Origin of the sequence: Candidatus Nitrosopumilus sp. (assembly GCF_965263415.1) — an archaeon.
Classification (GTDB): Archaea; Thermoproteota; Nitrososphaeria; order Nitrososphaerales; family Nitrosopumilaceae; genus Nitrosopumilus.
The window spans coordinates 852,177-878,191 of sequence record NZ_OZ253671.1 but is presented as its reverse complement, the minus strand read 5'-3'; the positions used below and the strand labels follow the sequence as shown (position 1 = coordinate 878,191).

The 26,015-nt window shown below is 33.8% G+C and carries 28 protein-coding genes and 1 tRNA gene; 12 read left to right on the top strand and 17 right to left on the bottom strand.

Features of this window, described 5'->3' with window-relative positions:
- Window positions 1–4 precede the first annotated feature (4 nt).
- From ACQY22_RS05835 to ACQY22_RS05805, 7 genes are all read right to left on the bottom strand, one after another.
- Window positions 5–439 (bottom strand): universal stress protein, encoded by a 435-nt coding sequence (locus ACQY22_RS05835; RefSeq protein ID WP_428323770.1) that lies wholly within the window; start codon window positions 437–439, stop codon window positions 5–7.
- A 38-nt stretch (window positions 440–477) separates the two neighbouring features.
- Window positions 478–1,161, bottom strand: coding sequence for a DUF120 domain-containing protein (locus ACQY22_RS05830; protein ID WP_428323769.1), 684 nt, complete (start codon window positions 1,159–1,161; stop codon window positions 478–480).
- 8 nt (window positions 1,162–1,169) lie between these two features.
- Window positions 1,170–2,312, bottom strand: coding sequence for a DNA primase DnaG (gene dnaG, locus ACQY22_RS05825; protein WP_428323768.1), 1,143 nt, complete (start codon window positions 2,310–2,312; stop codon window positions 1,170–1,172).
- 151 nt (window positions 2,313–2,463) lie between these two features.
- Entirely contained in the window at window positions 2,464–2,814 is a 351-nt protein-coding gene (erpA, locus tag ACQY22_RS05820) for an iron-sulfur cluster insertion protein ErpA (protein ID WP_428323767.1), read from the bottom strand.
- 89 nt (window positions 2,815–2,903) lie between these two features.
- Window positions 2,904–3,302: a CBS domain-containing protein gene (locus ACQY22_RS05815; protein ID WP_428323766.1), complete on the bottom strand. Its 399-nt coding sequence runs from the start codon at window positions 3,300–3,302 to the stop codon at window positions 2,904–2,906.
- A 44-nt stretch (window positions 3,303–3,346) separates the two neighbouring features.
- Window positions 3,347–3,931 (bottom strand): hypothetical protein, encoded by a 585-nt coding sequence (locus tag ACQY22_RS05810; RefSeq protein WP_428325529.1) that lies wholly within the window; start codon window positions 3,929–3,931, stop codon window positions 3,347–3,349.
- A 43-nt stretch (window positions 3,932–3,974) separates the two neighbouring features.
- Complete coding sequence (locus tag ACQY22_RS05805) at window positions 3,975–4,316, bottom strand: ArsR family transcriptional regulator (protein ID WP_428323765.1); 342 nt, start codon at window positions 4,314–4,316, stop codon at window positions 3,975–3,977.
- Window positions 4,317–4,410: 94 nt separating this feature from the next.
- Here ACQY22_RS05805 and ACQY22_RS05800 point away from each other — a divergent pair, with 94 nt between their 5' ends.
- Window positions 4,411–4,935, top strand: a complete 525-nt coding sequence (locus ACQY22_RS05800; RefSeq protein WP_428323764.1) for a cupredoxin domain-containing protein — start codon at window positions 4,411–4,413, stop codon at window positions 4,933–4,935.
- Window positions 4,936–4,984: 49 nt separating this feature from the next.
- On the opposite strand, the gene ACQY22_RS05795 is transcribed toward ACQY22_RS05800, so the two are convergent.
- Genes ACQY22_RS05795 through ACQY22_RS05785 form a run of 3 tightly spaced genes read right to left on the bottom strand, consistent with a single transcriptional unit; the run spans window position 4,985 to window position 8,626 of the window.
- Window positions 4,985–5,746, bottom strand: a complete 762-nt coding sequence (locus tag ACQY22_RS05795) for an enoyl-CoA hydratase/isomerase family protein (protein ID WP_428323763.1) — start codon at window positions 5,744–5,746, stop codon at window positions 4,985–4,987.
- 36 nt (window positions 5,747–5,782) lie between these two features.
- Window positions 5,783–7,900: a 3-hydroxypropionate--CoA ligase gene (locus ACQY22_RS05790; protein WP_428323762.1), complete on the bottom strand. Its 2,118-nt coding sequence runs from the start codon at window positions 7,898–7,900 to the stop codon at window positions 5,783–5,785.
- Between the two features lie 42 nt (window positions 7,901–7,942).
- Window positions 7,943–8,626: a type 1 glutamine amidotransferase gene (locus tag ACQY22_RS05785; RefSeq protein ID WP_428323761.1), complete on the bottom strand. Its 684-nt coding sequence runs from the start codon at window positions 8,624–8,626 to the stop codon at window positions 7,943–7,945.
- A 49-nt stretch (window positions 8,627–8,675) separates the two neighbouring features.
- On the opposite strand from ACQY22_RS05785, the gene ACQY22_RS05780 reads away from it, so the two are divergent.
- Window positions 8,676–9,053 (top strand): toprim domain-containing protein, encoded by a 378-nt coding sequence (locus ACQY22_RS05780; RefSeq protein WP_428323760.1) that lies wholly within the window; start codon window positions 8,676–8,678, stop codon window positions 9,051–9,053.
- Here the strand turns inward: ACQY22_RS05780 and ACQY22_RS05775 are convergent.
- Complete coding sequence (locus tag ACQY22_RS05775) at window positions 9,050–10,324, bottom strand: Glu/Leu/Phe/Val family dehydrogenase (RefSeq protein WP_428323759.1); 1,275 nt, start codon at window positions 10,322–10,324, stop codon at window positions 9,050–9,052. The two genes, ACQY22_RS05780 and ACQY22_RS05775, sit on opposite strands and share 4 nt — an antisense overlap.
- 74 nt (window positions 10,325–10,398) lie before the next feature.
- Window positions 10,399–10,782: an ArsR/SmtB family transcription factor gene (locus ACQY22_RS05770; protein WP_428323758.1), complete on the bottom strand. Its 384-nt coding sequence runs from the start codon at window positions 10,780–10,782 to the stop codon at window positions 10,399–10,401.
- 110 nt (window positions 10,783–10,892) lie between these two features.
- On the opposite strand from ACQY22_RS05770, the gene ACQY22_RS05765 reads away from it, so the two are divergent.
- The 3 genes from ACQY22_RS05765 to ACQY22_RS05755 are packed head-to-tail and all read left to right on the top strand — an operon-like array spanning window position 10,893 to window position 13,507.
- Window positions 10,893–11,615: an archaeal proteasome endopeptidase complex subunit alpha gene (locus ACQY22_RS05765; protein WP_428323757.1), complete on the top strand. Its 723-nt coding sequence runs from the start codon at window positions 10,893–10,895 to the stop codon at window positions 11,613–11,615.
- Window positions 11,616–11,663: 48 nt separating this feature from the next.
- A complete protein-coding gene (locus ACQY22_RS05760; protein ID WP_428323756.1) occupies window positions 11,664–12,356 on the top strand; it encodes a class I SAM-dependent methyltransferase in 693 nt (230 codons plus the stop codon).
- On the top strand, window positions 12,353–13,507 hold the full coding sequence (locus ACQY22_RS05755) for an MFS transporter (RefSeq protein ID WP_428323755.1): 1,155 nt from the start codon (window positions 12,353–12,355) through the stop codon (window positions 13,505–13,507). Before ACQY22_RS05760 ends, ACQY22_RS05755 begins: the two co-directional genes overlap by 4 nt.
- On the opposite strand, the gene ACQY22_RS05750 is transcribed toward ACQY22_RS05755, so the two are convergent.
- Entirely contained in the window at window positions 13,504–13,818 is a 315-nt protein-coding gene (locus tag ACQY22_RS05750; RefSeq protein WP_428323754.1) for a P-II family nitrogen regulator, read from the bottom strand. The genes ACQY22_RS05755 and ACQY22_RS05750 overlap by 4 nt on opposite strands.
- A 124-nt stretch (window positions 13,819–13,942) precedes the next feature.
- Here ACQY22_RS05750 and ACQY22_RS05745 point away from each other — a divergent pair, with 124 nt between their 5' ends.
- Together ACQY22_RS05745 and ACQY22_RS05740 are read left to right on the top strand one after the other, a co-directional pair.
- Window positions 13,943–14,293 (top strand): Sec-independent protein translocase subunit TatA/TatB, encoded by a 351-nt coding sequence (locus ACQY22_RS05745; RefSeq protein WP_428323753.1) that lies wholly within the window; start codon window positions 13,943–13,945, stop codon window positions 14,291–14,293.
- 38 nt (window positions 14,294–14,331) lie between these two features.
- Window positions 14,332–15,687 carry a DNA-methyltransferase gene (locus ACQY22_RS05740; RefSeq protein ID WP_428323752.1) on the top strand — a complete coding sequence of 452 codons (1,356 nt, stop codon included), beginning with the start codon at window positions 14,332–14,334 and terminating at the stop codon, window positions 15,685–15,687.
- A gap of 32 nt (window positions 15,688–15,719) precedes the next feature.
- Here the strand turns inward: ACQY22_RS05740 and ACQY22_RS05735 are convergent, their stop codons facing one another.
- Together ACQY22_RS05735 and ACQY22_RS05730 are read right to left on the bottom strand one after the other, a co-directional pair.
- Window positions 15,720–17,015 (bottom strand): DGQHR domain-containing protein, encoded by a 1,296-nt coding sequence (locus ACQY22_RS05735; protein WP_428323751.1) that lies wholly within the window; start codon window positions 17,013–17,015, stop codon window positions 15,720–15,722.
- A 242-nt stretch (window positions 17,016–17,257) separates the two neighbouring features.
- Window positions 17,258–17,488 (bottom strand): hypothetical protein, encoded by a 231-nt coding sequence (locus ACQY22_RS05730; RefSeq protein ID WP_428323750.1) that lies wholly within the window; start codon window positions 17,486–17,488, stop codon window positions 17,258–17,260.
- An 85-nt stretch (window positions 17,489–17,573) separates the two neighbouring features.
- Here ACQY22_RS05730 and ACQY22_RS05725 point away from each other — a divergent pair, with 85 nt between their 5' ends.
- The 3 genes from ACQY22_RS05725 (at window position 17,574) to ACQY22_RS05715 (ending at window position 22,689) form a co-directional block, all read left to right on the top strand.
- On the top strand, window positions 17,574–20,084 hold the full coding sequence (locus ACQY22_RS05725) for a DEAD/DEAH box helicase (RefSeq protein ID WP_428323749.1): 2,511 nt from the start codon (window positions 17,574–17,576) through the stop codon (window positions 20,082–20,084).
- A gap of 38 nt (window positions 20,085–20,122) precedes the next feature.
- Complete coding sequence (locus ACQY22_RS05720) at window positions 20,123–20,953, top strand: SDR family oxidoreductase (protein WP_428323748.1); 831 nt, start codon at window positions 20,123–20,125, stop codon at window positions 20,951–20,953.
- A 77-nt stretch (window positions 20,954–21,030) separates the two neighbouring features.
- The gene (locus tag ACQY22_RS05715) at window positions 21,031–22,689 is read left to right on the top strand and encodes a DNA topoisomerase I (RefSeq protein ID WP_428323747.1); all 1,659 of its coding nucleotides are present in this window, start codon (window positions 21,031–21,033) and stop codon (window positions 22,687–22,689) included.
- A gap of 8 nt (window positions 22,690–22,697) precedes the next feature.
- Here the strand turns inward: ACQY22_RS05715 and ACQY22_RS05710 are convergent, their stop codons facing one another.
- Window positions 22,698–24,305, bottom strand: a complete 1,608-nt coding sequence (locus ACQY22_RS05710; protein WP_428323746.1) for a hypothetical protein — start codon at window positions 24,303–24,305, stop codon at window positions 22,698–22,700.
- A 150-nt stretch (window positions 24,306–24,455) separates the two neighbouring features.
- On the opposite strand from ACQY22_RS05710, the gene ACQY22_RS05705 reads away from it, so the two are divergent.
- Window positions 24,456–24,569 (top strand) — tRNA-Met (locus tag ACQY22_RS05705).
- A gap of 84 nt (window positions 24,570–24,653) precedes the next feature.
- On the top strand, window positions 24,654–25,130 hold the full coding sequence (locus tag ACQY22_RS05700) for a hypothetical protein (RefSeq protein ID WP_428323745.1): 477 nt from the start codon (window positions 24,654–24,656) through the stop codon (window positions 25,128–25,130).
- Here the strand turns inward: ACQY22_RS05700 and ACQY22_RS05695 are convergent.
- A complete protein-coding gene (locus ACQY22_RS05695; protein WP_428323744.1) occupies window positions 25,127–25,978 on the bottom strand; it encodes a methyltransferase domain-containing protein in 852 nt (283 codons plus the stop codon). The two genes, ACQY22_RS05700 and ACQY22_RS05695, sit on opposite strands and share 4 nt — an antisense overlap.
- Window positions 25,979–26,015 lie beyond the last annotated feature (37 nt).

The following is a 26,015-nucleotide window of genomic DNA, read 5'->3' as shown; positions in this document are numbered from 1 at the left end:
AAAACTATTGTTTTGTTGTCAAAACGTGACACTTTGCTTTATGATGAATGGTATTGATAATGTCATCATAAAGCGTAGATTCAGTCATAGACAACTTTGGATAGTCTACAATTAGCAAATCGACTTTATTGTCAGTAACATAGTCAATTACCCAATGGGCTATTGAATCAGTCAATGCAAATTTAGTTTTAATTGGAACATTTTGTTTTGCAGCAGCTTTTTCCCATTTTGAAAGTTCATTTTTTATTTTATCTTTTCTTTTTTGTAAGGCAATTTTGTCAGTTTTTGTCTCAAAGAAATGAAATGTTGGAGGTTTTTGGTAAAAACACTCTATCACAGAAAGAGGACAGTCTAGTTTCTTTGCCAATTCTAATCCCAGATCAAAGGACTTTTTATCGTGAGTTGGAGTGATGATGGCTACCGTAATTTGTTTAATCAAGCATTAGTTCTAGCAAATGTACTGTTAATAATTTTTTGTTAAGAAGAAATAGGGATCTTGATTGTTATTTTAGAACCATCTTTTAGTTTGCCAGTTTTTCTCATACATGTTTTTGAAATCAATTCAACAACAGAGTTATCATGGTGAGTACGTTCAAGTAAAATCACATCACAATTAATTGAATTGTTTAGTTTTGCAGGAAAACATTTGACCCAACCATAAGTCCTCTTTCCATCAGAAAAGCTCTTAATTTTGATTCCATCTAGAGTTTCAAATTGTTTGATTGCTTCTTGGTGGATTTTTTGATCTAGTCGTACATTGAGAGTTCCAGGAAATGGAACATAACCAATTTTTGACCTGAATTGTTTTGTGTATCCCTTTAGCCCCATATAGTACGCTCCTTCACCCATTCCAGAAACCAAAGTTCCCTTTAGTTCAACATGAGATGGAAATGAGTTCAAGCTTTTTTGCAGAGTCGTAGAAAGTTTTATCATTTCAGAAAATCCCTTGGGGGTAATCTTTACAGATACATTTCGTCCACTCATTATTCTATCAATGAATTGATTTTGCTCTAGTTCTAGCAGGTGTTTTGATGCAGCTTGTTGTGATTTTTTTATGCTTTTGCCCAAAGAAGAGGTTGTTATTGAAACATAGTTGTGTTTAGCACCTTTGGATAGAAGATAAGATAAAGTTAGGATATGCTGAATTTTTAGTTCAGGCATCTAAGATCCTATGCTACGCCCAAGTCACCGAATGTTTTTAGAGTCATTCCATCAGAGTTTGATAGTTTTGCTACTCTGTGACCAACTACACATTCAATTCCTGCGTTTTTGGCACCCTCTAAAAGTCTCTGAGTGATGATTCCATCTAGTAGAAGATATTTGATTCCAGATTGTGTTGATAGTTTGCTAACAACTTCGCTGATTGGAACCTTAAAGATTTCATTGTTATCACCATCTAATGCAACTGCTTCAAGAGTTTCATTTAGAGTTGGAAAAACTTTTGCGGCCATCTCTGCAAGAGGTTTATCATCTTCACTTTTGAGTTGTGGTGTAGGTTTTCCACCTTTGATTTCTTCAGCAATTGGACTAAGAATTTCATCAATTCTTTGTGGGGTTAATTCTTCAACTTCAACATCATTGTCTGCTCTTAGTTCGTAATCAATTGCAACAACTGATTTTAGTTCTTTGAGAATAAAGCCACCGGCTCTATCACCATCTAAGAATGCGACAACAGTTTCTTTTGAATTGCATAATTCTTTGATAGACTCATCAATTTTTGCACCTTCAATTGCTAGTGCATTATCATATCCTGCTCTAAGAAGATTGATTACATCAGCTCTTCCTTCAACTAGAATTACCCAGTTAGAATCAGCTAGGCCAGAACTACAAGTAAGTTTGGAGGGACCATAAGTGGTTAATTTTTTAGAATCACCTTGATGTACATCATTTAGCATACTTTCTCCTTCACTAACAGTTTTAGTTGCCCATTTTTGCTTGATTTCTTTTGCACGTTTTACAATATCGTCTTTCTTTGCAGCACGTACATCATCAATTGCTTCTAAGGTAAATTTACAGTCAAATGGACCTACTTTGTCAATGCTTTCAATTCCTGCTGCAATCAATGCACAAGTATCAATATCAGTACTCATTGGAATTAATGCATCACCAGCAGTTGTATTTGCAGTATTTCTAGCGTTTACTTCAATACGACCTACTTTTGAAACTCGTTGCAGTTCATTCAGATTCATCTCAGGGCCTAACAGTCCTTCTGTTTGGCCGAAGATGGCTCCGATTATATCTGCCCTTTCAACGAGCCCATCAACTTCATAGGAAAGTTTAACATGATATTTGACAATTCCTGATTGAGGCATAAATTATTCATCTCCTTAATTATCATATTTTGAGTCTCTGTATTCGATATATGAGGGTATCGCAAAAATTTGCATTAAAAAACTAGAATTTTCAAAAAAGCTGCCTGTAATACAAACATAGTATAATGAAAAATGAAAAATGATGGTGTGTTTATTCAGTACTAAATGAATGACCACATGAACAGGATTTTGTAACATTTGGATTGTTAATCTTAAATCCAGAACCCATTAGGCTTTCAATATAGTCAACGTTTGCACCTTGTAAGTGGTCAACGCTGTAACTGTCAACTACAAGTTTTACACCATTTTCTTCCATGACGATGTCATCTTCTTCTGGTGCTTTTTCAAAGCCCATTCCGTAAGACAAACCAGAACAGCCTCCGCCTTGAACATATACTCTAAGGTATTCAGGAGATTCTGCTTCTTCTTTCATGAATTCTTTGATTTTCTCAGCTGCTTTTTCAGTAACTGTGATCATCTTTTGTGTTTGTTCAGTTGCCATAATGAACAAAAAAGTTGGTTCAAAATATAATAAGCTTTTCCAACCCTACACACTAGTAATTCAAGAAATTGGGCATTTTTAATGGAATTTTAAAGACTTGCAAAATATTTGACTAGATCACTAGAAGTGATTATGCCAATAATTCGGTCATCATCAATTACAGGTAATTTTCTAACATTTCTTGTTGTCATCAAATCTGAAGCAGTCCAAAGATCAGAATTAGGATCAATAGAAATGAGGGGGGCAGACATTATCCTCCGAATAGGAGTATCAATAGGATATGAATGAGCAGTAATTTTTATTGCAAAATCTCTATCAGTTACAATTCCAACAGGAGACCCATTTTCCAATACAGCAATTGCCCCAACACCGGTATCTTCCATCATTTTTGCAGCATCAGTTGCAGTAACAGAAGAATCCACAGAGATAACGGAGTTGCTCATAATTTCTTTGACAAGAGTTTTCTGATGAACCGTGTCAGAACTCATGTAAAAGATTGTGTCATGTGATATTTCAAAGGATTTACTGAATTTCAACTATGATAATCATGTTCATTGAAATCAGAACCTAGTTGAACATTAAGAATTACCGTAGTGTCTGTTGTTTGAAATTTTAATTCTTTTTCGGGCATAAAACTACGAAAAACCTGAGTTAACATCTGTTCAGTAAAGACAGACCATTTCATTCCCAACTCGTGTTGAATCAAAAAAATATGCATATCACCTTCAATTCTATGATCAGAGTTCATTCCAGATGCTCTCATGTAATCTTCTAGAGTTTCAATACATCGTTTCAAATCATATCCGCCTTTGATAAACAAAACAGTATCTTTAATCATTGGAAAGATTAGTGTGATAATTTCATCAATGTCTCTACCATCCAATTCACTTCCCAAAGTTTCTACAATAGTTTTTGGAACAGGAATCATTCCAATTTTATTTGAAAATCTATCCCATTGAACATATTTTTCTAAGATTTGTTTTACAAGCACATTTTGAGAGATGCTTTTCATAGTAGCTTCAGTTTCAAGTTCATTGACTAGTTTTTCTGGAAGTCTATAGGTAATGCTACGTGTCGATTCCTTTTTTTGATTGTGAACCTGACGATTTGCACCCATTTTCTCTTTCAACGTATCTCAGGCCCCCAAGTATAAAATGTAACTAACTCGTACTAGACGGGTTAGGAGTGATTTCGATTGTGGTCTCTTCTAAATCGCATTGAAGAGATATTGACTTTACCTTACTCTTGTAAAGAAAGTATTTCTTTCCATCTTCATTTATTGAACCGGAGATTGCAAGTAATTTTGCATCATATAGGGTTTGTAATCTTCGGTAAACTGTACTAATAGGGATTTTTTTATCACCAGATAATTCCATTGCAGATTTTGGTTTTTCTAGTGTGTCATGGAGGATCTGTTTGCAATATTTGTCTGCTAAGACTTCTAAAATTATTTGCTTTCTTTCATCGTCCATTATTTTTCTTGTTTGTACTAATTCTTGCATGATTATCATATGTGATAATCAGATATAATCAACCAGTACACATTGCAAGACACTGCACTCAGATCTTATAAATTCCAGAATTACTATAATCTCTATGAAACGTAGTTCAAAAACAATGTCCGTATTAGTATTAGTTTTTGCAGTTTCAATAGTTTCTCTTTCAATTAATGTAGCAAATGCACAAGCAGTACCAGAATGGGTAAAAAATACAGCATTATGGTATGGTGAAGGAATTGTCTCTGAAGGGGAATTTCTCAACATGATAAAATTCTTGATTGAAAATGAAGTAATTGTAATAGATAACATAAAGGAGCCAACACCACAAGTAGTTGATGCACAAGTTGTCATTCCAAATGGCAACTATGATGTAACAGGTGCCGGATTTTACTCACCATTGAATCTAGAGATTCCAGTAGGAGCAACTGTAACATGGGTAAATGATGATTCAGTGCCTCATAACATCCAAAGCATAGATCTAAGTGGAAAGGTCACGCAATTGTTTAACAGTCCACCACTAAACACAGGAGATAGATTTGAGCACATATTTGAAGAAGAAGGTGTTTACAAATACTATTGTTCATTCCATCCTTGGAGAGTTGGACTGGTTACAGTATCATAGAATCAATAGAACTCAAAAAATAATAAAATAAGAAGGAAATAGGAAATAGCTATTTCTTTGACTTGTTAACAAATGCAGTCATTCTCTCTTGGCGATCTGGATGTGTAAAGCAATTTCTCCAAGCAAGAATTTCTAATCCAAGACCAGTATCAAGGTCTGCATTTCGTCCCTTGTTGATTGCAACTTTAGACATCTGTACACCCATTGTAGAGTTTCCAGCAATTTGTTGTGCCATTTTCAAAGCTTCTTCTTGTAATGATGCAAGAGGAACGACATGGTTTACAAGACCAATCTCTTTTGCCTCATCAGCTTTGATCATTTTACCTGTGTAAACAAGTTCTTTTGCCTTTGCTATTCCCACGATTCTCATCAATCTTTGTGTTCCACCCCATCCAGGAGGGACACCAATTGTTACTTCTGGTTGACCTAGTCTAGCAGTATCAGCTGCTATTCTAATGTCACAAGACATTGCAAGTTCACAACCGCCACCTAATGCAAATCCATTTACGGCTGCAATTGTTGGTTGTTTAACTAATTCAACTGTTGCAGTAACGAGTTGACCAGTCTTTGCATATTCTACTGATTCATCTGCAGAGATTTTTGACATGTATTCAATGTCTGCACCAGCAGAAAATGCTTTTTCACCTTCACCAGTCAAAATGATAACTTTGACATCATCATTGTGGTTTAGTTCTTCAAAAGTTTTGATTAGTTCTTTTGCAACATCAGTGTTCATAGCATTGAGTTTGTCAGGTCTGTTGATTTTGACAGTACAAATGCCATCAGAAGTAGATGTGGTAACTAGTGACATGGAAATTTGTCAAGCCATGCGAGACTTAAATGTTATCTATTTTCCGAGGAATTTTCCCCATTGAGATAATGCAGCTGCAGCTTCAACCCAAGTTCTAAGGTCTTGGTAAACTGGTACATTGTGTTTCTCAACTAATTTTGCCATTTTTTCAGTGTACGGACCACCATTACATCCAACTAAAAGGGGTTTCTTTCTTTTCTTTTGGAAATTAGCAAGATGATCAACAATTGTTTCTTCTAATGGGTCATCTTGGAATACAAACCAAGGCATTGCAATATCTATATTTTTTTCATCCATGAATTGTTGAATAACAAATCTGTAATCTTCTGCAGTAGCACCACCACCTACATCAGCAGGATTACCACTGTGGATAGGAACTGCTGGTGGGAAGTGGGCCTTCATTTTTTTGACGCGTTCAGAAGATAATTTTCCAATAGTAAGACCAAATCTTTCTAATTGATCCATTCCACCAATCATTGGACCAGCACCATTACTGGTCATAGCAACTTTATTGCCCTTTGCAGCTGGTTGCCATGCTAGTGCCTTTAGAACTCCAGCTAGTTGTTGGTAACTGTCAACTGAAATGATTCCTGCCTGCTTGAATGCACCCATAATAATTGCATTTGAGCCACCAAGTGAACCAGTATGTGATGCAGCTTGCTTTGCGCCTGCTGCAGTTCTTCCACTCTTCCAAATAACAATTGGTTTCTTTTTCTCTTTCATTACACGTTTTGCAACATTGATGAATTTTCTACCGTCACCAAATCCTTCAACGTACAATCCAATTACTTTAGTTTGAGGATCATTTGCAGCATACCAAATCATATCTGCTTCATCAACATCAGAACGATTACCAAAACTAATCATCTTAGATAGACCAAATGTGTCAGCACTTTCCAACATACTAATTCCCATTGTTCCACTTTGGGAGAAGAATGCTACAGGGCCTAATTTTGAACGTAACATTCTTTCTTGTCCTTGGAATGCACAGTCCAATCTATTTGCTGCATTGAACATTCCAATACAGTTAGGACCAATAATTCTGATTTTATGTTTTTTAGATAATCTTGCTACTTCAGCTTCATATGCTGCTCTTTCACCACCAAGTTCTTTTCCTCCACCAGAGACAATTACAACACTATGAACTCCTTTCTTTGCACAGTCCTCAAGAACTGGAGGAGTCATGGATAAATCAACTGAAACAACAACTAGATCAACTTTTCCGGGAATATCAGCTACTGAAGGATAGCATTTTTGTCCAAAGATTTTATCTGCCTTTGGATTAATTGGGATTACTTTTCCTTTGAAATCATAATTTACCAAACTATCTAAGATAGAGTTACCAATCTTTCCTGCACTTGCAGAAGCTCCAACTAGTGCAACAGTTTTTGGAGTAAAGAATGTCTCCATGTCTGTGATGTTTGGTTTTGTCTTTGAGATGGAATTTTTCTTCTTCTCTTTGTTTAAGATGATTTTTGCATCAACAACAAAGTGTGATTTTGGATATACGATTACGGGGTTAAAGTCAATGCTGTTAATGTAATCTGCATTTTCTACGCCTAGTTTTCCAATGTTTACTAACATTTTTGCAACCATGTTAGTGTCAATTGGCTCACTTCCTCTGAATCCTTTGAGAAGTTTAGAACCCTTTAGTTCGTTTAACATTGATTTTGCATCAGAAGTTGTAATGGGTAACATTCGGAATGCAACATCTTTCATAACTTCGGTCATGATACCACCCATTCCAACCATAATGATTGGACCAAATTGAGAATCGTTTTGAATACCTACAATAAGCTCAACACCTTTTGGAACCATCTTTTCCAAAAGAATTCCTTTAACATTGACACCTTTCTTTTTTGATAGTCTGCCATACATGTCAGTAAATGTCTTTTTTACATCAGCAACATTGTCTAAACCAACTTTGACTCCACCAACATCAGTTTTGTGTAAGATTTGTGGAGATACTACTTTCATTACAAGTGGAAATCCAATCTTCTTTGCTTGTTTTGCTGCTTCTTCAGCAGAAGTTACTAGTGCATATGGCGGTACTTTAACGCCATAAGTTTTGAGAATAGACTTTGATGATTCTTCAGTGATGACTTTGTGATCAGTTTCAATAATTTCATCAAAAATTTTCTTAACTGCAGCCATCGTTCGATCGATGAAATCAAAACTCAGTATATTAAACTTTGGTCAAAGTTGAAATTCTGATTTGAAATTATTGTAAAAATTCTTCATATTCGATTTTACAGTTGAAATATTTTCATCAATATCAGAACGAATTTTTTTTGGATCGATGTAAGGGATTTTTTGTAATTTTTCTTCTGTATTATCAAGCCAAAGATTCACCATCTCTTCATTTACTTCCAAATGAAATTGTAGTCCAACTGCACTTTTGTATCGAAATGCCTGATTTTGATAGTGCTCAGATGAGGCTAGATTAATGGCACCATCAGGCAAATCAAAGGTATCACCATGCCAATGAAATACAGTGAACGGATTTTGAAAACCAGAAAATAGTCCAGAGTCATCTGAGACTTTCAAATCATTGTAAAATCCAATCTCTTTTTTTGGACCAGAGTATACATTACCACCAAAAGTTTTTGCAATTAATTGAGAACCCAAACATATTCCCAAAACAGGAATGTTTTTTTCAACAGAATTTTTGATTAGTTTTTGTTCTTCGTTAAGATATGGCAAATCATCATTTGCACTTTCAGGTGCTCCCAAAATCACAACAAGAGAGAAATCTTTTTCGGAAAGTTTTTCATGTTTTGCATTTACTGACATAATATCAAATCCATCTTCTTTTAGTAAATCACCAAGATAACCAGAACCTTCAATTCTTGTGTTTTGTACTAATAACACATCAGACATGTTTTTCCACATACAAAAGTGCTTAATATGTTAAAATAAATTTAGAGGTGTGTTTGTAACAGAACAAGAGATTTTAGAATTGCAGAATTTTGTTTTTCAATTAAATTCTGTAAGAGATGGAGTTATAGTAGTAGAAGGAAAGAGGGATTTTAACGCATTAAGAAAATTAGGCTATCAAGGAAAAATTTTAGTATTTCACAAGTTTGGAGGAATAATTAATTTTGTAGACTCTGCTGCCAAATACAAAAAAATTATTCTTTTGTTTGATAGAGACAAAAAAGGAAGATACCTTACAGGAAAAACAATTCAACTATTACAAAGAAGAACAAAGATAGATCTTTCATACAAAAGAAAATTGCGACAAATTACAAATGGAAAGATAATGTTTATTGAACAACTAGTTTGTTACGAGTCTTACTTTGCCTAAGGCCAGATACCTTTTGTGTTAAAGGCCTCAAGTACTCTTTCTACAGCCAAAACCATAGTTGCCTTTCTCATATCGATTTTGTGTTTCTTTGATAATGCATATGCATCTTTGAATCCTTTAGTGATATTTTTCTCCATCTTGTTTGCAACCTCGTCAAATGTCCAATAGTAACCCATGTTGTTTTGCACCCACTCTAGGTATGAGATACATACACCACCAGAGTTTGCCAAGATATCAGGAATGACTAAAATCTTCTTTTGTTGAATTACTGGGTCTGCCTCAGGTAATGTTGGACCGTTTGCAGCTTCGGCAATAATTTTACATTTTAGATTTTTAGCAATTTTAGCAGTAATTTGATTTTCAAGTGCACCAGGAACTAGAATATCACATTTTGTTGTAAGTAATTCTTCAGTAGAGATTTTTTTGCTGCCAGGAAATCCAACAACACTTCCTTTCTTTTGTTTGTGTTCTAAGATTTTACTGACTTTGGCACCTTTTGGAATTGAGATGGAACCTTTAGAGTCACTAACTGCAATAACTTTTGAACCCATCTTCTCAAGATATTCACCTGCAAATGTTGATGCATTGCCAAATCCTTGTAAGACAACTTTTGCACCTTTAAGATTAATTTTCAAAGTCTTTGCAGCTTCTCTAACTGTGTATGCTGCTCCCAAACCAGTTGCAACATTTCTTGCAAGAGAACCACCCATTGAGATTGGTTTTCCAGTAATTACACCTGGAGAGTATTTGTTTCCATTTAGTTTGCTAAATGTATCCATGATTTGTGTCATCTCTTTTCCTGTTGTGTAAACATCAGGTGCTGGAATGTCTTTTTCTGGACCAATAATTTCAGAAATTTTGTATGCAAATCCTCTAGTTAGTCTTTCAAGTTCACCTTCACTTAGTTTTTCAGTTTTTGGATTAACATAGATTGCACCTTTACCACCACCTAGTGGAACATCAACAATAGCACATTTCCAAGTCATCCATGATGAGAGTGCCATGACTTCCCGTTCCATGTATTCAACTCCACCTTCTGGATTGAAGTATCGGATACCGCCTTTGTAAGGACCTCTATCATTATTGTGTTGACTTCTAAAACCCATGAAAACTCTAATTTTTCCATTGTCCATTTTGACTGGAATCTTTACTCTCAAAACTTTATTTGGAGTTGCTAAATAATTTCGTAATTCTTTATCTTTGATACCAAGAATATCACATGCATCATTAACCTGTTTTGTTGCATTTGCAAATGGGTCAGATTTTACCAAGATGATCGATCTAGGAATATTCCAATTATATAAGTTTGGTTAAAAATTTCTGATCGCGTTTCATAATATGTGAATTAGATGTAGACTTTTTTGTGATTCATCTTTCGGTCTAGTTTGTCAATTGCTTCATCTAAAGCAGAGATGTTCATTTCAAGAAAGTTTGACAAGTGAAAGATTGCACCATATTTTTCACCAATTTTTGAAACCATGTTATTTTTCTCAAGTACCTTCATGTGATGTTGTATGGCTTTGTAATCAAGTTCAAGTTCTTGAGAGAGTTGATGAGTGTTGTAGGGCTTATCAAGTAAACTCATAATAATTCTAAGTCTTGTAAATCCACCTCGAGTACTTGTAAACAAGTAAAATAGTAATTTTCTAGTTTGTTTATCGGGCTTTCTTTGGTTTGGATCTTGTTTAGATCTAATGATCTCTTTGAACTCTAGTAATTGGTTTGTCATGTTTCTTGAGGTAGATATGCTCGTTTTGCTTAAAACCGTATTTCCAGATCTTTTCCATATTCAGGCTCGACAATTACCCTTAAATTGACTGAGAATGAACTCGTGATGACATGATGGCATCAAAGGGTTATGATATGACTCCTACTATGTATTCTCCAGACGGCAGAATTTACCAAGTCGAATACGCTATTGAGACTGTAAAAAGAGGAACTTTAGCAATTGGAGTAGCTAGTAAAGAAGGAGTCATCATGGCAGTTGAGGAAAAACCTCGTACATTACAAAGTACGGATGTCACACAGAAAATTTTCCAAGTAGATTATCATATTGGAGTTGCAGCAGCAGGATACATTCCAGATGCACGTGTTCAAGTTGACAATGCAAGATTCTTCTCACAAGGAAATAGAATGACCTATGACGAATCAGTAGAAGTTGCTACTGTTGCAAAACATCTAGCAGACCAAGCTCATCAATTTACACAATATGGAGGAGTTCGTCCAAATGGTGTTTCAATGATTATTGCAGGTGTTGACCAAAAAGGAGAATCAATCTATGTAACTGATCCAAGTGGAACATATGTTCAATTTGCAGCAATTGCAATTGGAGCAGGTTCAGATGATGTAAATGCATTCTTGGAGAAAAATTACAAAGAAGATTTGAGTTTAGAAGATGCAGCAGCACTAGCAATTGCAGCAATTAATCTAAAGGCAGAGAAAAAAGAAGGAGTTAATGACATCAAGATGGCAAAGATTTCAACTGAGTCTAAAATCTTTGAAAAAGTATCTGAAGCAGATTTGCAAAAATATTCTCAAAACGCATCAAAATTTGTTCCTTAGAATTTCAGATTTGAAAGATATTCATTTTAGTGTATGAGACGATAGATAATGGGTTTAGGAAGCAGTTATTGGAGCGAAGTAATCGAAGTACTTCGTGAAATCATTCCAGTTTATGACAAGGTAAATTCTATCATATCACTAGGAAAAGATGTAGAGCATCGTAACCGTGGAATTTCAAATAGAGTTCTTCCAGGGAATAAGATACTTGATGCAGGTTCAGGTTTTGGCAATATGTCAAAGACAGCACTAAAACTAACTGATGGAAAAATTTCAGTTACGCTTTATGATCCTCTTGTTCCAATGTTAAAGAATACAGGTTCGCATTTTGAGAAAACCCCAGACATGGCAAACGGTGTTTTTGAGCACATTCCATTTAGAGATAAAGAGTTTGATGCAGTGTTATGTGGTTACTCGTTAAGAGATGCAATAAACTTGAGAGTTGCAATATCAGAGATTCACAGAGTGTTGAAAAAAGATGGACGATTTGTTATTGTAGACTTAGGAAAACCAGATAGTGGATTCATTAGAGCAGGAGTTGCATTTTATCTTAGATGTATCTTGCCAATTCTTGCATTTAGTGCAGGAGGTAAACTTGGATTAAAGTTTGGAACTCTTTATGGAACTTTCAAAAGATGGCCACAAAACAAAAAGCTTGAAAGTTTACTTTTAGAGAAATTCTCCAGAGTAGAATTTGAGAAAGATCTTATGGGTGGAGCAATCATGGTTGCTGCATACAAATGAATAAAGTTCTGATTCTAGTAAACATTACAGGTCTAATTATTGGAATTTCCTATGGGCTGCATGGACCAATACTTCCAGTATTTGCAAAAAATGTCATAGGTGCAACATATTCTGAACTTGGATTAATCGGATTAACAAATTTCATTCCTTACATGTTCATTCCATTATTTGTTGGAATTCTTCTTGACAGATTCAACAACGGATATCTTTTAGCGTTGGGAACTGCAATTAATTCTGCATCAATTTACCTTCTATCAATTGCACAATCAGTTCCAGAGATAATGGGATTCAGAATCTTGACAGGTGTGGCCCATGCATTTTTCTGGCCACCATGTGAATCCATCATATCAAATGAAAGCACAGAGAAAAACAGGGTAAAGAACATCTCATGGTTTACAATGTTTTTTGTGATTGGGTTCATGGTAGGACCACTGCTAGGAACGGTATTTTTGGAAGGTCTTGATACTACTTACAGAATCCTATTCCAAATTACAGCATTTATTTTGGCTACAGCATTGATTTCTTCAATTCTTGTTTCAAGAAAGAGTGTAAGAAATCATCATGAGCATTTCTCATTTTCATCAATTAAAGAAATGAAGAGATTTCCCGAAGTCATAATTTTGTTGCTTTTTTGCACATCTTCATTTGGGATTATTCTGACAATTTATCCAGCATTTCTAAATGATAACGGAATGACAGACACAGACATTTTGTTGTTGTTTTTTGTTTTTGGGATTTCACGGGTTGTATCACTTGCATTGGCAGGAAAATTTGCAAGAAAAACAAGTCAAACCTTGATTGCAGCAGTTTTTGCAGTGTCAGCTGGACTTGCAATATCAGTTGTAGCAGACTCTATCATAACATTTGCAATATCGTTGGTTCTAATGGGATTCGGATTCAGTATATTCTTCCCACTAACTTTGGAGATTATTCTAAGCAAAACCAAGAAAGGAATCTCAGGTAAAATCATTGGAGCATATGAAACAGTGTTTGGAATGGGTTGGGCAATAGGACCAACACTTGGAGGTCCAATATCACAATCTTTAGGAGATGATACACCGTATCTGATATTTTGTGTAATAGGAATTGGGGTAGCACTACTTGCAATCATTACTAGAAAGAAACTAGAACCACAAAGAGTATTGTATTAGATATCCATTGTTCCGCGTTTTTTAGTACAGATATCAAGAGCATCACAAATATCTGAGACATAGACTTTGCCATCCCCTTTAGTACCAGTACAAGCAGCACCTGCAATTGCATTAAGGATTTCATCTAGTTTAGGATCATCGACTACACATACAATTAACACCCTGCTAAAGAAGTCACCAACTAAAGGAGGATCTTGTGCACCTTGACCTTGAACTTTACTAACAGTTACACCACTAATGCCAACCTTTCTCATTGCATCAATAACTGCATTTTGCGCAGATTCGTTTACTATTGCTTCAACTTTTTTCATACAGGTAAATAATTTTGAATTTATTTAAATCAATAACTACTTCTCATTCGTGATATTCATGTATGAAAATGCTAGGCATAATTTTAAACATTACGTTTAATTTCAAAATAAGACATGTGAGATCATGGTAGATTATTCATTAAATGTAGCAGGTAGTGAATGGATAATCATAATTTTTGTTGCCCTAGTTTTGATTTTAGGAACAGGAAAGCTTCCAGGCGCTGCAAGGAAACTTGGAAAAGCAGTAAATGAATACAACAAAGCAAAAAATGACATTCAAGAAAGCATGAAAGAAGTTACAGAAGAAACACCAAAGATTTCAGGACCAGTAGAATCAGAGAGAGAAAAATTAGAGACTATTGCAAAATCAATAGGGGTTAAGGTTGAAGGAAAGACTGATGACGAGTTGCGAAAAATTATTGCAGATAAGATTGGTCAAAAGAAAATAGATGAATCTGAAACAAAACAGGACTAAACGAAAGTTTTAAAGCTTTGACGATTGACAGATATTTCGTGAAAAATAAAAAATACAAGATAAATGAAATTTTTCAAGCAAATAGTAAGGAATTAAGCAAATATATCAAACCTGAGAGTGTTTCGCTCACTATTACATCTCCACCTTATAGAAATGCCATTAATTATTCTCAACATGTAGAAAATGAGAAAAAATCTCAGAAATCATCATTTCGAGGAAATGCAGGTACCACTACAGAGAGATATTTGGATGAGATGGAGCAAGTGTTTTCTGAAGTTTTGAAAGTTACTAAACCAGGAGGATTTTGTTGTATTGTTATTGGGGATGAAGTAGTAAATGGAAAATTGATTCCATTATCTAGTTTGTTAATATCTCGATTAGTTAAAGAAAATGAAGATGAATTAGGCTGGCATTTGCGTGATATGATTATTTGGAATAAAGTAACTGCAGGGAGAAATGGTGCAGGAAATAGATTTGGTGTTTTTGTACAACACTCATTTCCAACATATTATAGAGCAAACATCATGCATGAATACATTATAGTTCTTGAAAAAGGTGGTGAGAAAATCCCCTTAGATAGAAAAAATACAGAAAAAATTCCATTAAACAGAGCTATGAAAAGACAAGTTTCATTGTCTATATGGGATATAACACCAGTTCCACCACGGGTGATTAAACATCCTGCAGTATTTCCTGAACAAATTCCATGGAGATTAATTCAATTATATTCAAAGAAAAAAGATACAGTATTAGATCCCATGAATGGAAGTGGCCAAACCACTAAAATGGCAAAATTACTTGGCAGAGATTTTATTGGAATTGATTTAAGAAAACCATACGTAAAATTAGCACAAAATAGATTAGATGAAAAATTTCTTTCATCAAATTTTATGATACCAGTATATCATCCAATCGAGTGGACAGATGCAGAAGAATCAGGTAAAAAAGATGATGTACATCTGGATGTGCCTGAAGTACCAAAAGGTTACAAATTCAAATTCAAAGAACAATCTGAAAAAGAAATCAGAGGTTTCAGAAGCACTTATGTATATTATAAAAATAAAGACGGAGATTATTTGTGCTATGTGATGGGAAGAGACACAAAACCAACTACTAGAATAAAATTAGGAAATATCAAAGATCCAAAATCTCATTTAGGAAAATCATTAAAAAAATTACCAGAGAAAGCATTTCATAAAGCAAGTTTGAATAAAATTTTACCTGAGAGATTGGTGGAAAACAGACAACCTGTAAAGGCAATAATCGACATACTTCTGCATGAAAAGAAAATTAAAAAAACGGGAGAGAAACTGCGTACCTCCGAATTATATATAAAAATAGGAATTAAATCAAAACCTGCAATAAAGATCAAATCAAAGAAAAAGAATTCCTGAAAATTCAAAAATTAGTTGAATAATTGAAATTTTTATTTAGTTTTAGATTTAGCGGATTTTGCTTTAGATTTAGTGGATTTTGCTTTAGATTTAGTGGATTTTGCTTTAGATTTAGTGGATTTTGCTTTAGATTTAGTGGATTTTGCTTTAGATTTTTTTGCTGTTTCTATTTTTTTTCTAATTTGACTAATTGGGGTATAGCGGTAATCTTTTCCAATTTGATCACTAATTGTTTGAAGAAGATCTTTTGTATAACCTTGAATTGAAGGATACCCAGCCCGATATTCAGCATATGTTCCAGCAGTAAAATCAACATTTTCAAGAGGTTTTAAAATAGATTTGAAATCTATGTTTTTTTTCTTTTCAACTCTCAATATTGCAGAAAGTACTAGCATAAAGGCTTGAATTGCTGAAGAAGACAAAAAACCCCTTGCAGTGGCGTTATCTTTCCAATTTGTCCCTTGTTTTTTTGTCAAAGCCATTACTTCAACAAAATATTTTTGCAAAATATCCAAATGACTCTTAAATGCAGATTCATTTTTTGGTGTGTCAATTCGCGTATTTTTGTTAAATTTGGCTAAAGTGTATAATGGACCATCATAATCATCAATAGCAGAATTATAACCTAACAGTTCTTCTAAAATGGTTCTAACAAAATTTGTTGTTTGTAAAGATTTTTTTTCATCAAGTTCTTTTACTTTAATTAATCCTTGAAGTATTCCACTTTCATTAAGTTTTAATGTTAAAAGACTAGGCCAAACTAATGCATTTCTAGGATATTGGAAACTGGCAGCTAGATCATATATCAAAAGAGAGTCAATTTTCTTTTGATAATAATTGATATTTAGAAAAGTTTCACTTTGAAGCAGTGTATTCGTTTTTTCTAAGGCAACAATAGGAATCTGAATATCATATTTTTTGAATTTTTTGGAAGGTAAATCTATATCTTTAAAAGCAAAAATTCGGTGTTGGCCATCAATTACCCAAGCTGAACATGCAATATTTTTAAAATTTAATTTTTTTTCTTCGTTGTAAGTTACACTTCCATAAGTTTCTGGATCAAATGCAATGATTATAGGATTTGCCATGAGTAAATTTTTCGAATCAAGAATGAAATTTGTTAGAGATTTCAATCTATTGGGATTGATAATTCTTTGATATGATTCATCTCTAGAGGTACCACGTCTAGATACGTATGCAATTTTTAAGAGTTGACTTGCAGGTAATGTGAATAAATGTAATCTAACAGAATTTTGTTTGAACGGTATTGCAGATACAGGTTTTGTTCCCGCATCATCATCAAATACTAAAAATTCTCTAAATAACAATTCATTCTGAGTTAAATTTCCTAAAGTTTCAGAAACTTTCTCAAAATATTTTACTGCATGATTATCCCATATGGGGAATTTTTGTTTTTTTTCTAATGATGCTTTATTATTTTTGTAAACTTTATCATCTCCTAAGTAATATCCAAGATAAACTTCATCTATATTTTCAAGAAGATCTAAAGTTAATTTTTCTTTGGTATCATTTTTTATTTTTTTTATTTTTTTGGATTTTATGGCTTTGATTAAGTCATTTTTTTTTTTCTTAATTCAGTATTTTTATTATTTATATTACCACTTTTACATTCAATGATAAACATTCTATTTTCTAAAATTGCACATACATCTATTTCAGTAAGTTCTTCATCATCTTCATCAGTCCAAAAATGTATACGTTCACTAACAAAATCAAATTTACTTTTTTCAAAAATTTTTTTAGCTTTTCTAATTAATTTTAAATCATCTTTTTGTTTCATATATTCATATCAGATTATTTTCAATGATTTAAGTATACAGATTTACTAAACAATAAATCACTAATCGTTTCTTAGCAAATAGATCTTGAAGTTATCATGTCCAAAATGCAAGTCTAGAATTGAGATTCAAAAGACATTCAATAAAAAAATGCATGTTTCGTGTAGTGGTTGTGGAATTGAAGATCTATTAGAGTTCTCAAAGAATGTAGATGAAGTATTCTTGGAATTTCTTTCAAGATATGACAAAGGACTAGTCACCGAAAAAGGACTTTCTGAAGGCCTCAAAGATGAGGGAATTGTACGTGCTGAAAATGAAATCAAAAGTATGATTGGTAAAAACAAGCCAGATAAAATAACTGAAGAAATACTATATTCAAAAAAGGATTATGTTTCACAATACAAGGTTTTGAGCAATCCTGAGCCTAAAATGGGCTGCAAAATAGAAGATTTGGGATTAGATGAATCAATTACAGAGCATCTTAAGGAATTAGGAATTGAACAGTTTTATAAATTCCAAGAAGATGCAATTGGCGAAATTGCATATGGAGAAAATATAATAATTGAAGCTCCAACTGCTTCAGGAAAAACAGAAGCCTTTTTGATTCCAGTGATTCAAAGAATAAAAAAAGATTCCAGTGACGGAAATGTATTTGGAATTTTTGTTTATCCTACAAAAGCACTTGCAAGAGATCAGTTCCCAAAGATCAAAAAATTTGCACAAAAGATTGGAGTTAGAGTAAATGTCTTTGATGGAGACACGAAATTAGCTGATAGAAGAGAGATTATTGAAAACCCTCCTCAGATTCTCGTAACAAACTTTGATGTGTTACATTATCATTTGTGGCATCAAACAAAGTTCTCATCAATATTATCATCAACAAGAATTCTAGTTACAGATGAAGCTCATGTGTATTCAGGGATTTTTGGTTCTAATGTCCATTATATCATAAAGAGACTCAAACGAATCTGTACAAACAAGTTGCAATTTGTTGCAGCATCAGCTACACTTGAAGATGCAAAAGAATTTTGTGAGAAATTATTTGGAGAAAAAATGCAAAAAATCCAAGGTTCAGGTAAAAAAGGCCAGACTGACTTTGCAATGTTATTTCCATCACTTCGAACTCAAAGAGCATTAATGGTAGAACTAACAAAGAAACTTACTGAGAAAAATCACAAGACAATGGTCTTTAACAACTCGCATCTAAACTCTGAACTTTTAGCAATCCAGGCAAAAAAACAAAAAGTAAACATCAAAGTTCACAGGGCGGGACTGATGGCAAATTATCGTACATTTGTTGAAAAACAGTTCAAAGAGGATATGCTTGATGCAATTTCATGTACTCCTACGCTTGAATTAGGCATAGATGTAGGAAATGTTGATTGTGTTATTTCATCTACCATCCCAGTAAATAGACTAATCCAAAGAATTGGAAGGGCTGCAAGAAAAGGTCAGAGAGGATATGCATTTTTGGCATTGGGAAATGATCCAATTTCACAATATTACAAGAATCATCCTGATGATTATTTTGAAGATATTGAAAAAACATACATTGATCCCAAGAATCCATTTGTTGAAGAATTTCAAGTATTGGCAATGGCATGTGACAGACCAATTTCAAAACATGAACTCAAAGAACATCAAGAAGTAATTGAACAACACATCATCAAAGAGAATCTAAAAGAATTCAATAATAGAATAATTCCAAATTTTGATAAAATTAGTTCTCTTCTCAACGAATACAGTATCAGAGGAATAGGACAATCAATTGACATTTTCTTAAATGGAAAAAAAGTTGGAGATAGAATATTACCAATTGCATTAGAAGAATTACACAAAGATGCAATCTATTTTCTTGCAGGTATTCGTTACAAAGTAAAAGAATTTGATTATCCAGAAAAAAATTACGCAAAGATTGAAAAAATTCCAAGAGACTATCCATACTATACAAAATCATTAACTGAAGAATGGCCTACAATTGAGACAGTCTTTGAGAAAAGAGTTGCAAACGGAGTTGAAGTTGCATTTTGTAAATTACATATTGAGAAAAAAGTATACGGATATGTCAATATCGAACTTGGACAAGAAGTAACACAAGGAGAAAAGGTTCTACTAGATACACCATTAGAATATGATTTTGTTACAAAGGGAATTGTCTTTCATGCACCTAGACCTCTTAAAGTTATGGGAGAGTCTGAAGATGAAGAATATACTGAAGCCAGTGGATATCATGCAACAGAACACGTAGTAATTGAGGGAAGCAATATGATTACAGGTGGCGTATCTCAAGATTTGGGAGGCATATCACTAGGCACGTCAGGCTTGATTTTCATCTATGACGGGGCAATTGGTGGAAGCGGGGCAAGTAAGGCACTCTATGACAGATTTGAGCAAGCACTTGAGAGAAGCATGTTCATTGTAAAGGAATGTCCATGCAAAAACGAAGCTGGATGTCCAAGATGCACGTTCTCGTACAGATGTGGAAATAACAATGAATATTTGCACAAATACTCTGCACTAGAGATTTTGGAGAGAATCAACAACGGTGAGAAAACAGAACTAGTAGATCCTACAGAAGGAGACAGACCACTAGTATAATCAAAATGGGATAAATATAACAAAAAATTAGAAACATTATGGAAAAAGTAGCTCTTGTAACTGGTAGTTCATCAGGAATTGGATTAGAAACAGCACTAGCACTTGCAAAAGACGGATATCACACATTTGCCAGTATGAGAGATTTATCAAAAGCAGGAGAATTGGAAAATGCTGCAAAAAAAGACAATCTCCCAATTGAAGTGATAGAGCTTGATGTTGATAAAGAAGAATCAATTGTTTCAGCAGTAAAAAAAGTAACAGATTCAGCAGGAAGACTAGATGTTTTAGTGAATAATGCAGGGTATGGTCAGTTTGGATGTACTGAAGATGTTTCAGTGGATGATTTTAGAAAACAGTTTGAAACTAATTTCTTTAGTATTGTAAGAATTATTCAAGAAGTTGCCCCAATTATGAGAAATCAAAATTCAGGAAATATAATTAACATTAGTTCTGTTGCTGGAAGAATGGGATTGCCAGGATCTCCAGCATACATCAGCTCAAAATTTGCATTGGAAGGATTAGGAGAATGTTTGCGATATGAATTAGGTCAGTTTGGAATAAAGACTACACTAATTGAACCAGGAGTAATCAAGACAAACTTTTTTGAATCAATGAAGATCCCAGATTCAAAGACAGATCCAAAATACAAAGAATTGACGGACCACATTTTGGCAGGGTTGAAGATGATGGTCCAGATGGGAACTGCTCCATCACAAGTAGCAGAAGTAATCATCAAAGCAATTCATGATAAGGAGATGCTTCCAAGATATGTTGTTGGAACAGATGCTGCCATGTTCATGGAGGCAAAAAAGATGAAAACAGACCTAGAATTTGAGAAATACATGAGCAAAGAGCTCTTTCCAGGATGACATAACTTGTACGTTAACTTGATATACACATAGAACTCAGTTTTTGTCAAAGTCCGCAATTTTAAGGTGAAAAAAGAATGAAATGGAAAACTCTACAACACAACGGAATCTTGTTTCCTCCTGCCTATGAGACACAAGGAATCAAGATAAAGATCAAGGGAGAAAAAGTAAATCTCAATTTAGACCAGGAAGAGATGGTTTACCAGTGGGCAAAAAAGAAAGACACCCCATATGCCCAAGATAAGGTTTTTCAGAAAAACTTTACAGCAGATTTTGCAAAGACTCTAGATTCTAAATTTAAAAAAATATCATATGAGGATATTGATTTTTCAGATGCTTACAAACTAGTTGACAAAGAAAAAGATCTCAAAGAGATGATGACAAAAGAAGAGAAAAAGGCAATTGCTGCAAAAAGAAAAGAACTTCGAGAAGAACTCAAAGCAAAATACGGAGTTGCAATTATGGATGGAAAAGAAGTCGAAGTTGGAAACTATATGGCAGAGCCTCCAGGAATTTTTATCGGTAGAGGAGAACATCCACTTAGAGGAAGATGGAAACCTCGTGTAACTTCTAAAGATGTCACTCTGAATATGGATAAAGAAGCTAAAAAAACAATGAAAGGTGATTGGGGCAAAATTATTCATGATAATGATTCAATGTGGCTTGCCAGTTGGTTGGATTTTCTTACACAAAAAAGAAAATATGTTTGGCTGGCAGACAGTTCAGATCTTAAACAAGGTAGAGATAAGGAAAAGTACGAAAAAGCTGTCAAGCTTGAAAAAGAGATTGAGAAAATTAGAAAAGCAATGGTCAAAGATATGAAAGATGCAAAAAAAAGTAATGTTGCAACTGCATGTTATCTGATTTATAGAACTGCAATGAGAGTAGGTGATGAAAAAGATCCTGATGAAGCTGATACAGTAGGTGCTACAACATTAAGAAAAGAGCATATCAAAATTACTTCAGATACAATAGAGTTTGACTTTTTAGGAAAAGATAGTGTCAGATGGCAAGAGACGATCAAAGCAACAGGAGACGATAAACAATTTCAAGAAAATCTCAAAAAATTAATTGAAAAGAAAAAACCAAACGAGGAAATTTTCCATAATATAACATCGAGAGATGTAAACAAGTATTTTTCAGGAATTGTAAAGGGAGTGACTGCCAAAGTGTTCAGAACATACCAGGCAACAACAGTAGTCAAGAATTATCTGGTAAATCATGATAACATGAAAGGGAAGTCAGATAATGAGAAACTATACCATGCAAAATTGGCAAATCTTGAAGCTGCAATAATGTGTAATCACAAACGAACAATCCCAAAGACGTTTGAGCAATCATTACAAAAAAAGAAGGATACACTCAAGAAAAGAGAAAAAGAAAAAGCATGGGAGAAAACACAACAAACACTCAAAAAAGTAGAATCAACTGAACCAAAAACTGATACTCAGAAAAAGAACAAAGAAAAAAGAATCAAGACACTAAATGAGCAAATCAAGAAACAAAAACAAAAACACAAAGAAAGAATTGAAAAATTAAAGTTGCAAGTAGATTTATCAGAAAAAACTAGAGATTACAATATTGGAACATCACTTAGAAATTATATAGATCCACGTATTTTCAAGGCATGGACTGATGAGGTGGGTGCAGAATGGGAGAAATTATACACATCAGCACTACAAAAAAAATTCCTCTGGGTAAAAAATGAAACTACAAAGTGGAAAGAAATCAAATAATTAAAAAATTAATTTTTAGAAACATATGCAAATCCAGGTCCCCAAGAAGAACGCTGTTTTGCTTGATAATCTTTTGAAGATTCGACATCTCCTTTTTGAGGGTTATTCATGTTAAGGTGTGGATCTACTGGAGAATACCCTAAGCATTCAAAATGAAATTCATTAGTTAATGCAAAGCCTTTGTAAAAGCTTTCTTCAAGATCATGTTCTGTTTTTAGAAGATAATCAGTTACATGGCAATTTGAATAGTCATATCCACGAGCAAGAATATTTCCATACATCATACTAACATTGACATTAAACAACTCATCAAGTGAAGAAACACCAGTTGTTTTTGAACCAGTCTTTCTGGAATTATCAACTACTTCATACAACAATGGAGTGATTCCAGGTACGCCTACAAGTTCAAATGTGGGATTTGCTCTTGCAATTAAATTACCTTGATAGAATTCAGGAAATTCTACAACTTCAGTTCCACTATCAAAGCTAAATGTGGCTACTGCTCGAGGGCCAGAACCCATGTTATAATTAATAGTGACAGGTTTAGGTTCATTATTAGGATTTACAGGAGTTAATCCAGAACATTCAACATCAAGTATTTCAGCAGTTGCAAATCCACGCTTTCCAGTATAACCTTCTTCTTTATCTTGTAAAGTAAGTATATCATAACCACTCACAATACAACCCTCATAGTTAAGAGCACGTATTGTTTGAGCATCTACTTTTGTCAGTCCATCCAACTTTGCAGGAGTTACAAATTCTACATTTACATCAAAATCTTCATTATAACTTGTTGCAAGACCACCAACTTTTTGAGACTTTATGATTGCATTATCAATTAATGGATGAGGTAAAACTGCAGTGATGATTTGAAAACTAGGAGTTCCAGTATCTTCTTCACTATATCCTCCAGTGGACGTAAAAATCACTGATTCTATTTTTTCAGCACCGTTATCAAAGTCAAATGTTAGAAAAGTACGTACATTATTAGCTTGTTTGAATGGTAATGAACCATAATCTGTAAAAGTTTTTTCGCCAGGACGTACACTTGCAAAAATTTCTTCTTGATTAATTGAAATGCCACCACAGTTAAACTCTATTGAGTTAACTATAGCAAATCCAGAATTTGCTACATGATATGACTCATAATCATCATTTTGAGTTGTTACTCCATGTGAAGAAATTTCACAATTTCTATACGAGAATGACTTTAAAACAGTACTAGATTGCATTACTTTTACATCCACATCGAAAAATCGATGATCATAATCAAATGCACTGCCACCAGTTAATTTTGATATTCTGTGTTTGTATGCTTCATCTAATGCCATATGAAGATGAGGATTATGACCAATTACACCTTCCATGGAAAAACTAGTTCCAGCATCAGATACTATATCAGAAGTAGTTGAAAAGACTGGAAAGTTTACTGTTTCAATACCATCTCTAAAATGAAAAGTAGCTACATTATGTATTCCTGCGACAAAATCATAGTCATGACTGATTGCTTCATCATCAGCAAATGCGGTATTTGAAAAACCCTGAGTAGATATCAAAATAGTTGAAATTAGTAGAATAGATGTCAAAATAGTGACTTTTTGAGAGGATTTCTTCAACGTGGTACAAACACCAAAAAAGAAGTTAAGCAGTGAGTATTCACTGCCATGCAGTGTATTTTTTGGTAAAAAAGAGGAACAAAAAACTGAAAATACAATCAAAATTTTGAAAGAATCATTTAATTTCCCATATTTTCAGGCATATACTATGCCGGGGTAGCTCAGCCTGGTTAGAGTGCCAGTTACTTGGTAAACTCTAGCGGTTCTCCAACTAAGGCAATACTCATAATCTGGAGGTCGCGAGTTCGAAACTCGCCCCCGGCACACAATTTTACAAAATTTTAGTCATTTTTCATATTGATTTTAAGATTTAATGTCTTTAAGAGTAAAAGTTGCATCTATTACAAAGTGAAACAAAATGACAAAATTTTGATTATTGCAGGACTAGTTGCAGGAATGATAGGTCTTGCAATAATGATCGGATTCATTGGACAAGGAAACATAAGACATGTGGAGATATTTTGGACTGAAAAAGTAGAACAAACAATAGTGTTCCAAGAGATTGAGGGAGAAACACGAATTCAGGCAATCAAGGGAGTTAAAGGAGAAAACAATCCAACATTAATTTCACGAACGTCTTTTGCATACATTCTAACGGTAATTAACAATGGAGCAACGCATCATAGATTGTATATTGATGGATTTAATGTCCAAACAGACTTGCTAGAACCAGGACAACAAGATACAATCACAATTTTTCCAGATACAGAAGGAGAGTTTACCTATTATGATAAGAGACAACATCTAGAACCACTAGGCAAGATCAAAATTTTCTCAGTAGTGCCAAGTGATGAGTTTACTGGAATCTGGAAAGATTTGATTTAGGATTTGTGTGAAATAACAAAGTCTACTTTGTAGTTTAGAGTTGTTCGGGGATTTAGTTTAAGATTCCATGGAATGTACGATGGTTTTTTTGTGGAATTTGAAATCTTAAATCCTAAATTTTTCAAATTTGTGCGTAAACTAGATGCATCTACAGGATTTTTCACAGAGCCAGTCCCCCTATCAAAGTCATAAGGATCAGATACTACAAAATATCCTTTTGTAATTTGTTTTGATATTAATTTAAGCAATATTTTCGGTTCAATTATTTCTAATACATTTAGAGCCAAAACTAAATCAAACTGCAACTTGCCAAACACAGGATTCAATGAGTCAGTTACAAAATAATCTAAATTATCTTTGAATTGTTTTTTTGCGATTTGAATTGCAGAAAATGAGCGGTCTACACCAAACACTAATTCATTAGAAGTTGCCAAATGACTAGTTACAATTCCAATAGAGCAACCATGCTCCAAGACAAATTTTGATGAAGGTAAAGAGTCTAGATTATTCTTTATCATACTATAAAATTTTGAAGTTTTGCTGTTTTGGTAAATTCTAGCCCATTTTTCTTCAATATTGCTACGGTCATTGTTTTTTGTGTTCAGAGATTTTTTGACAAAACTCTTGAGTTTAGATGAATTAGTTAGTTTGTAGAGTTTACCTCCAAGAATCCTTCTAAAAGATAGATATTCTGAGAAATCATCCCATAAGATGGGGATTTTTTGGATAATTGGAAACTCTAATTTACATTTCTTGCATTCCAACATCCCTTCTGTGATTTCTTTATCAAATTCAAAAACGTCAAGTTCAAGTTTTGCTCCACATCTAATACATCTTAAAAATTTCATACTTGATTGTAGCATATGAAAAATCAATTGTTACAAA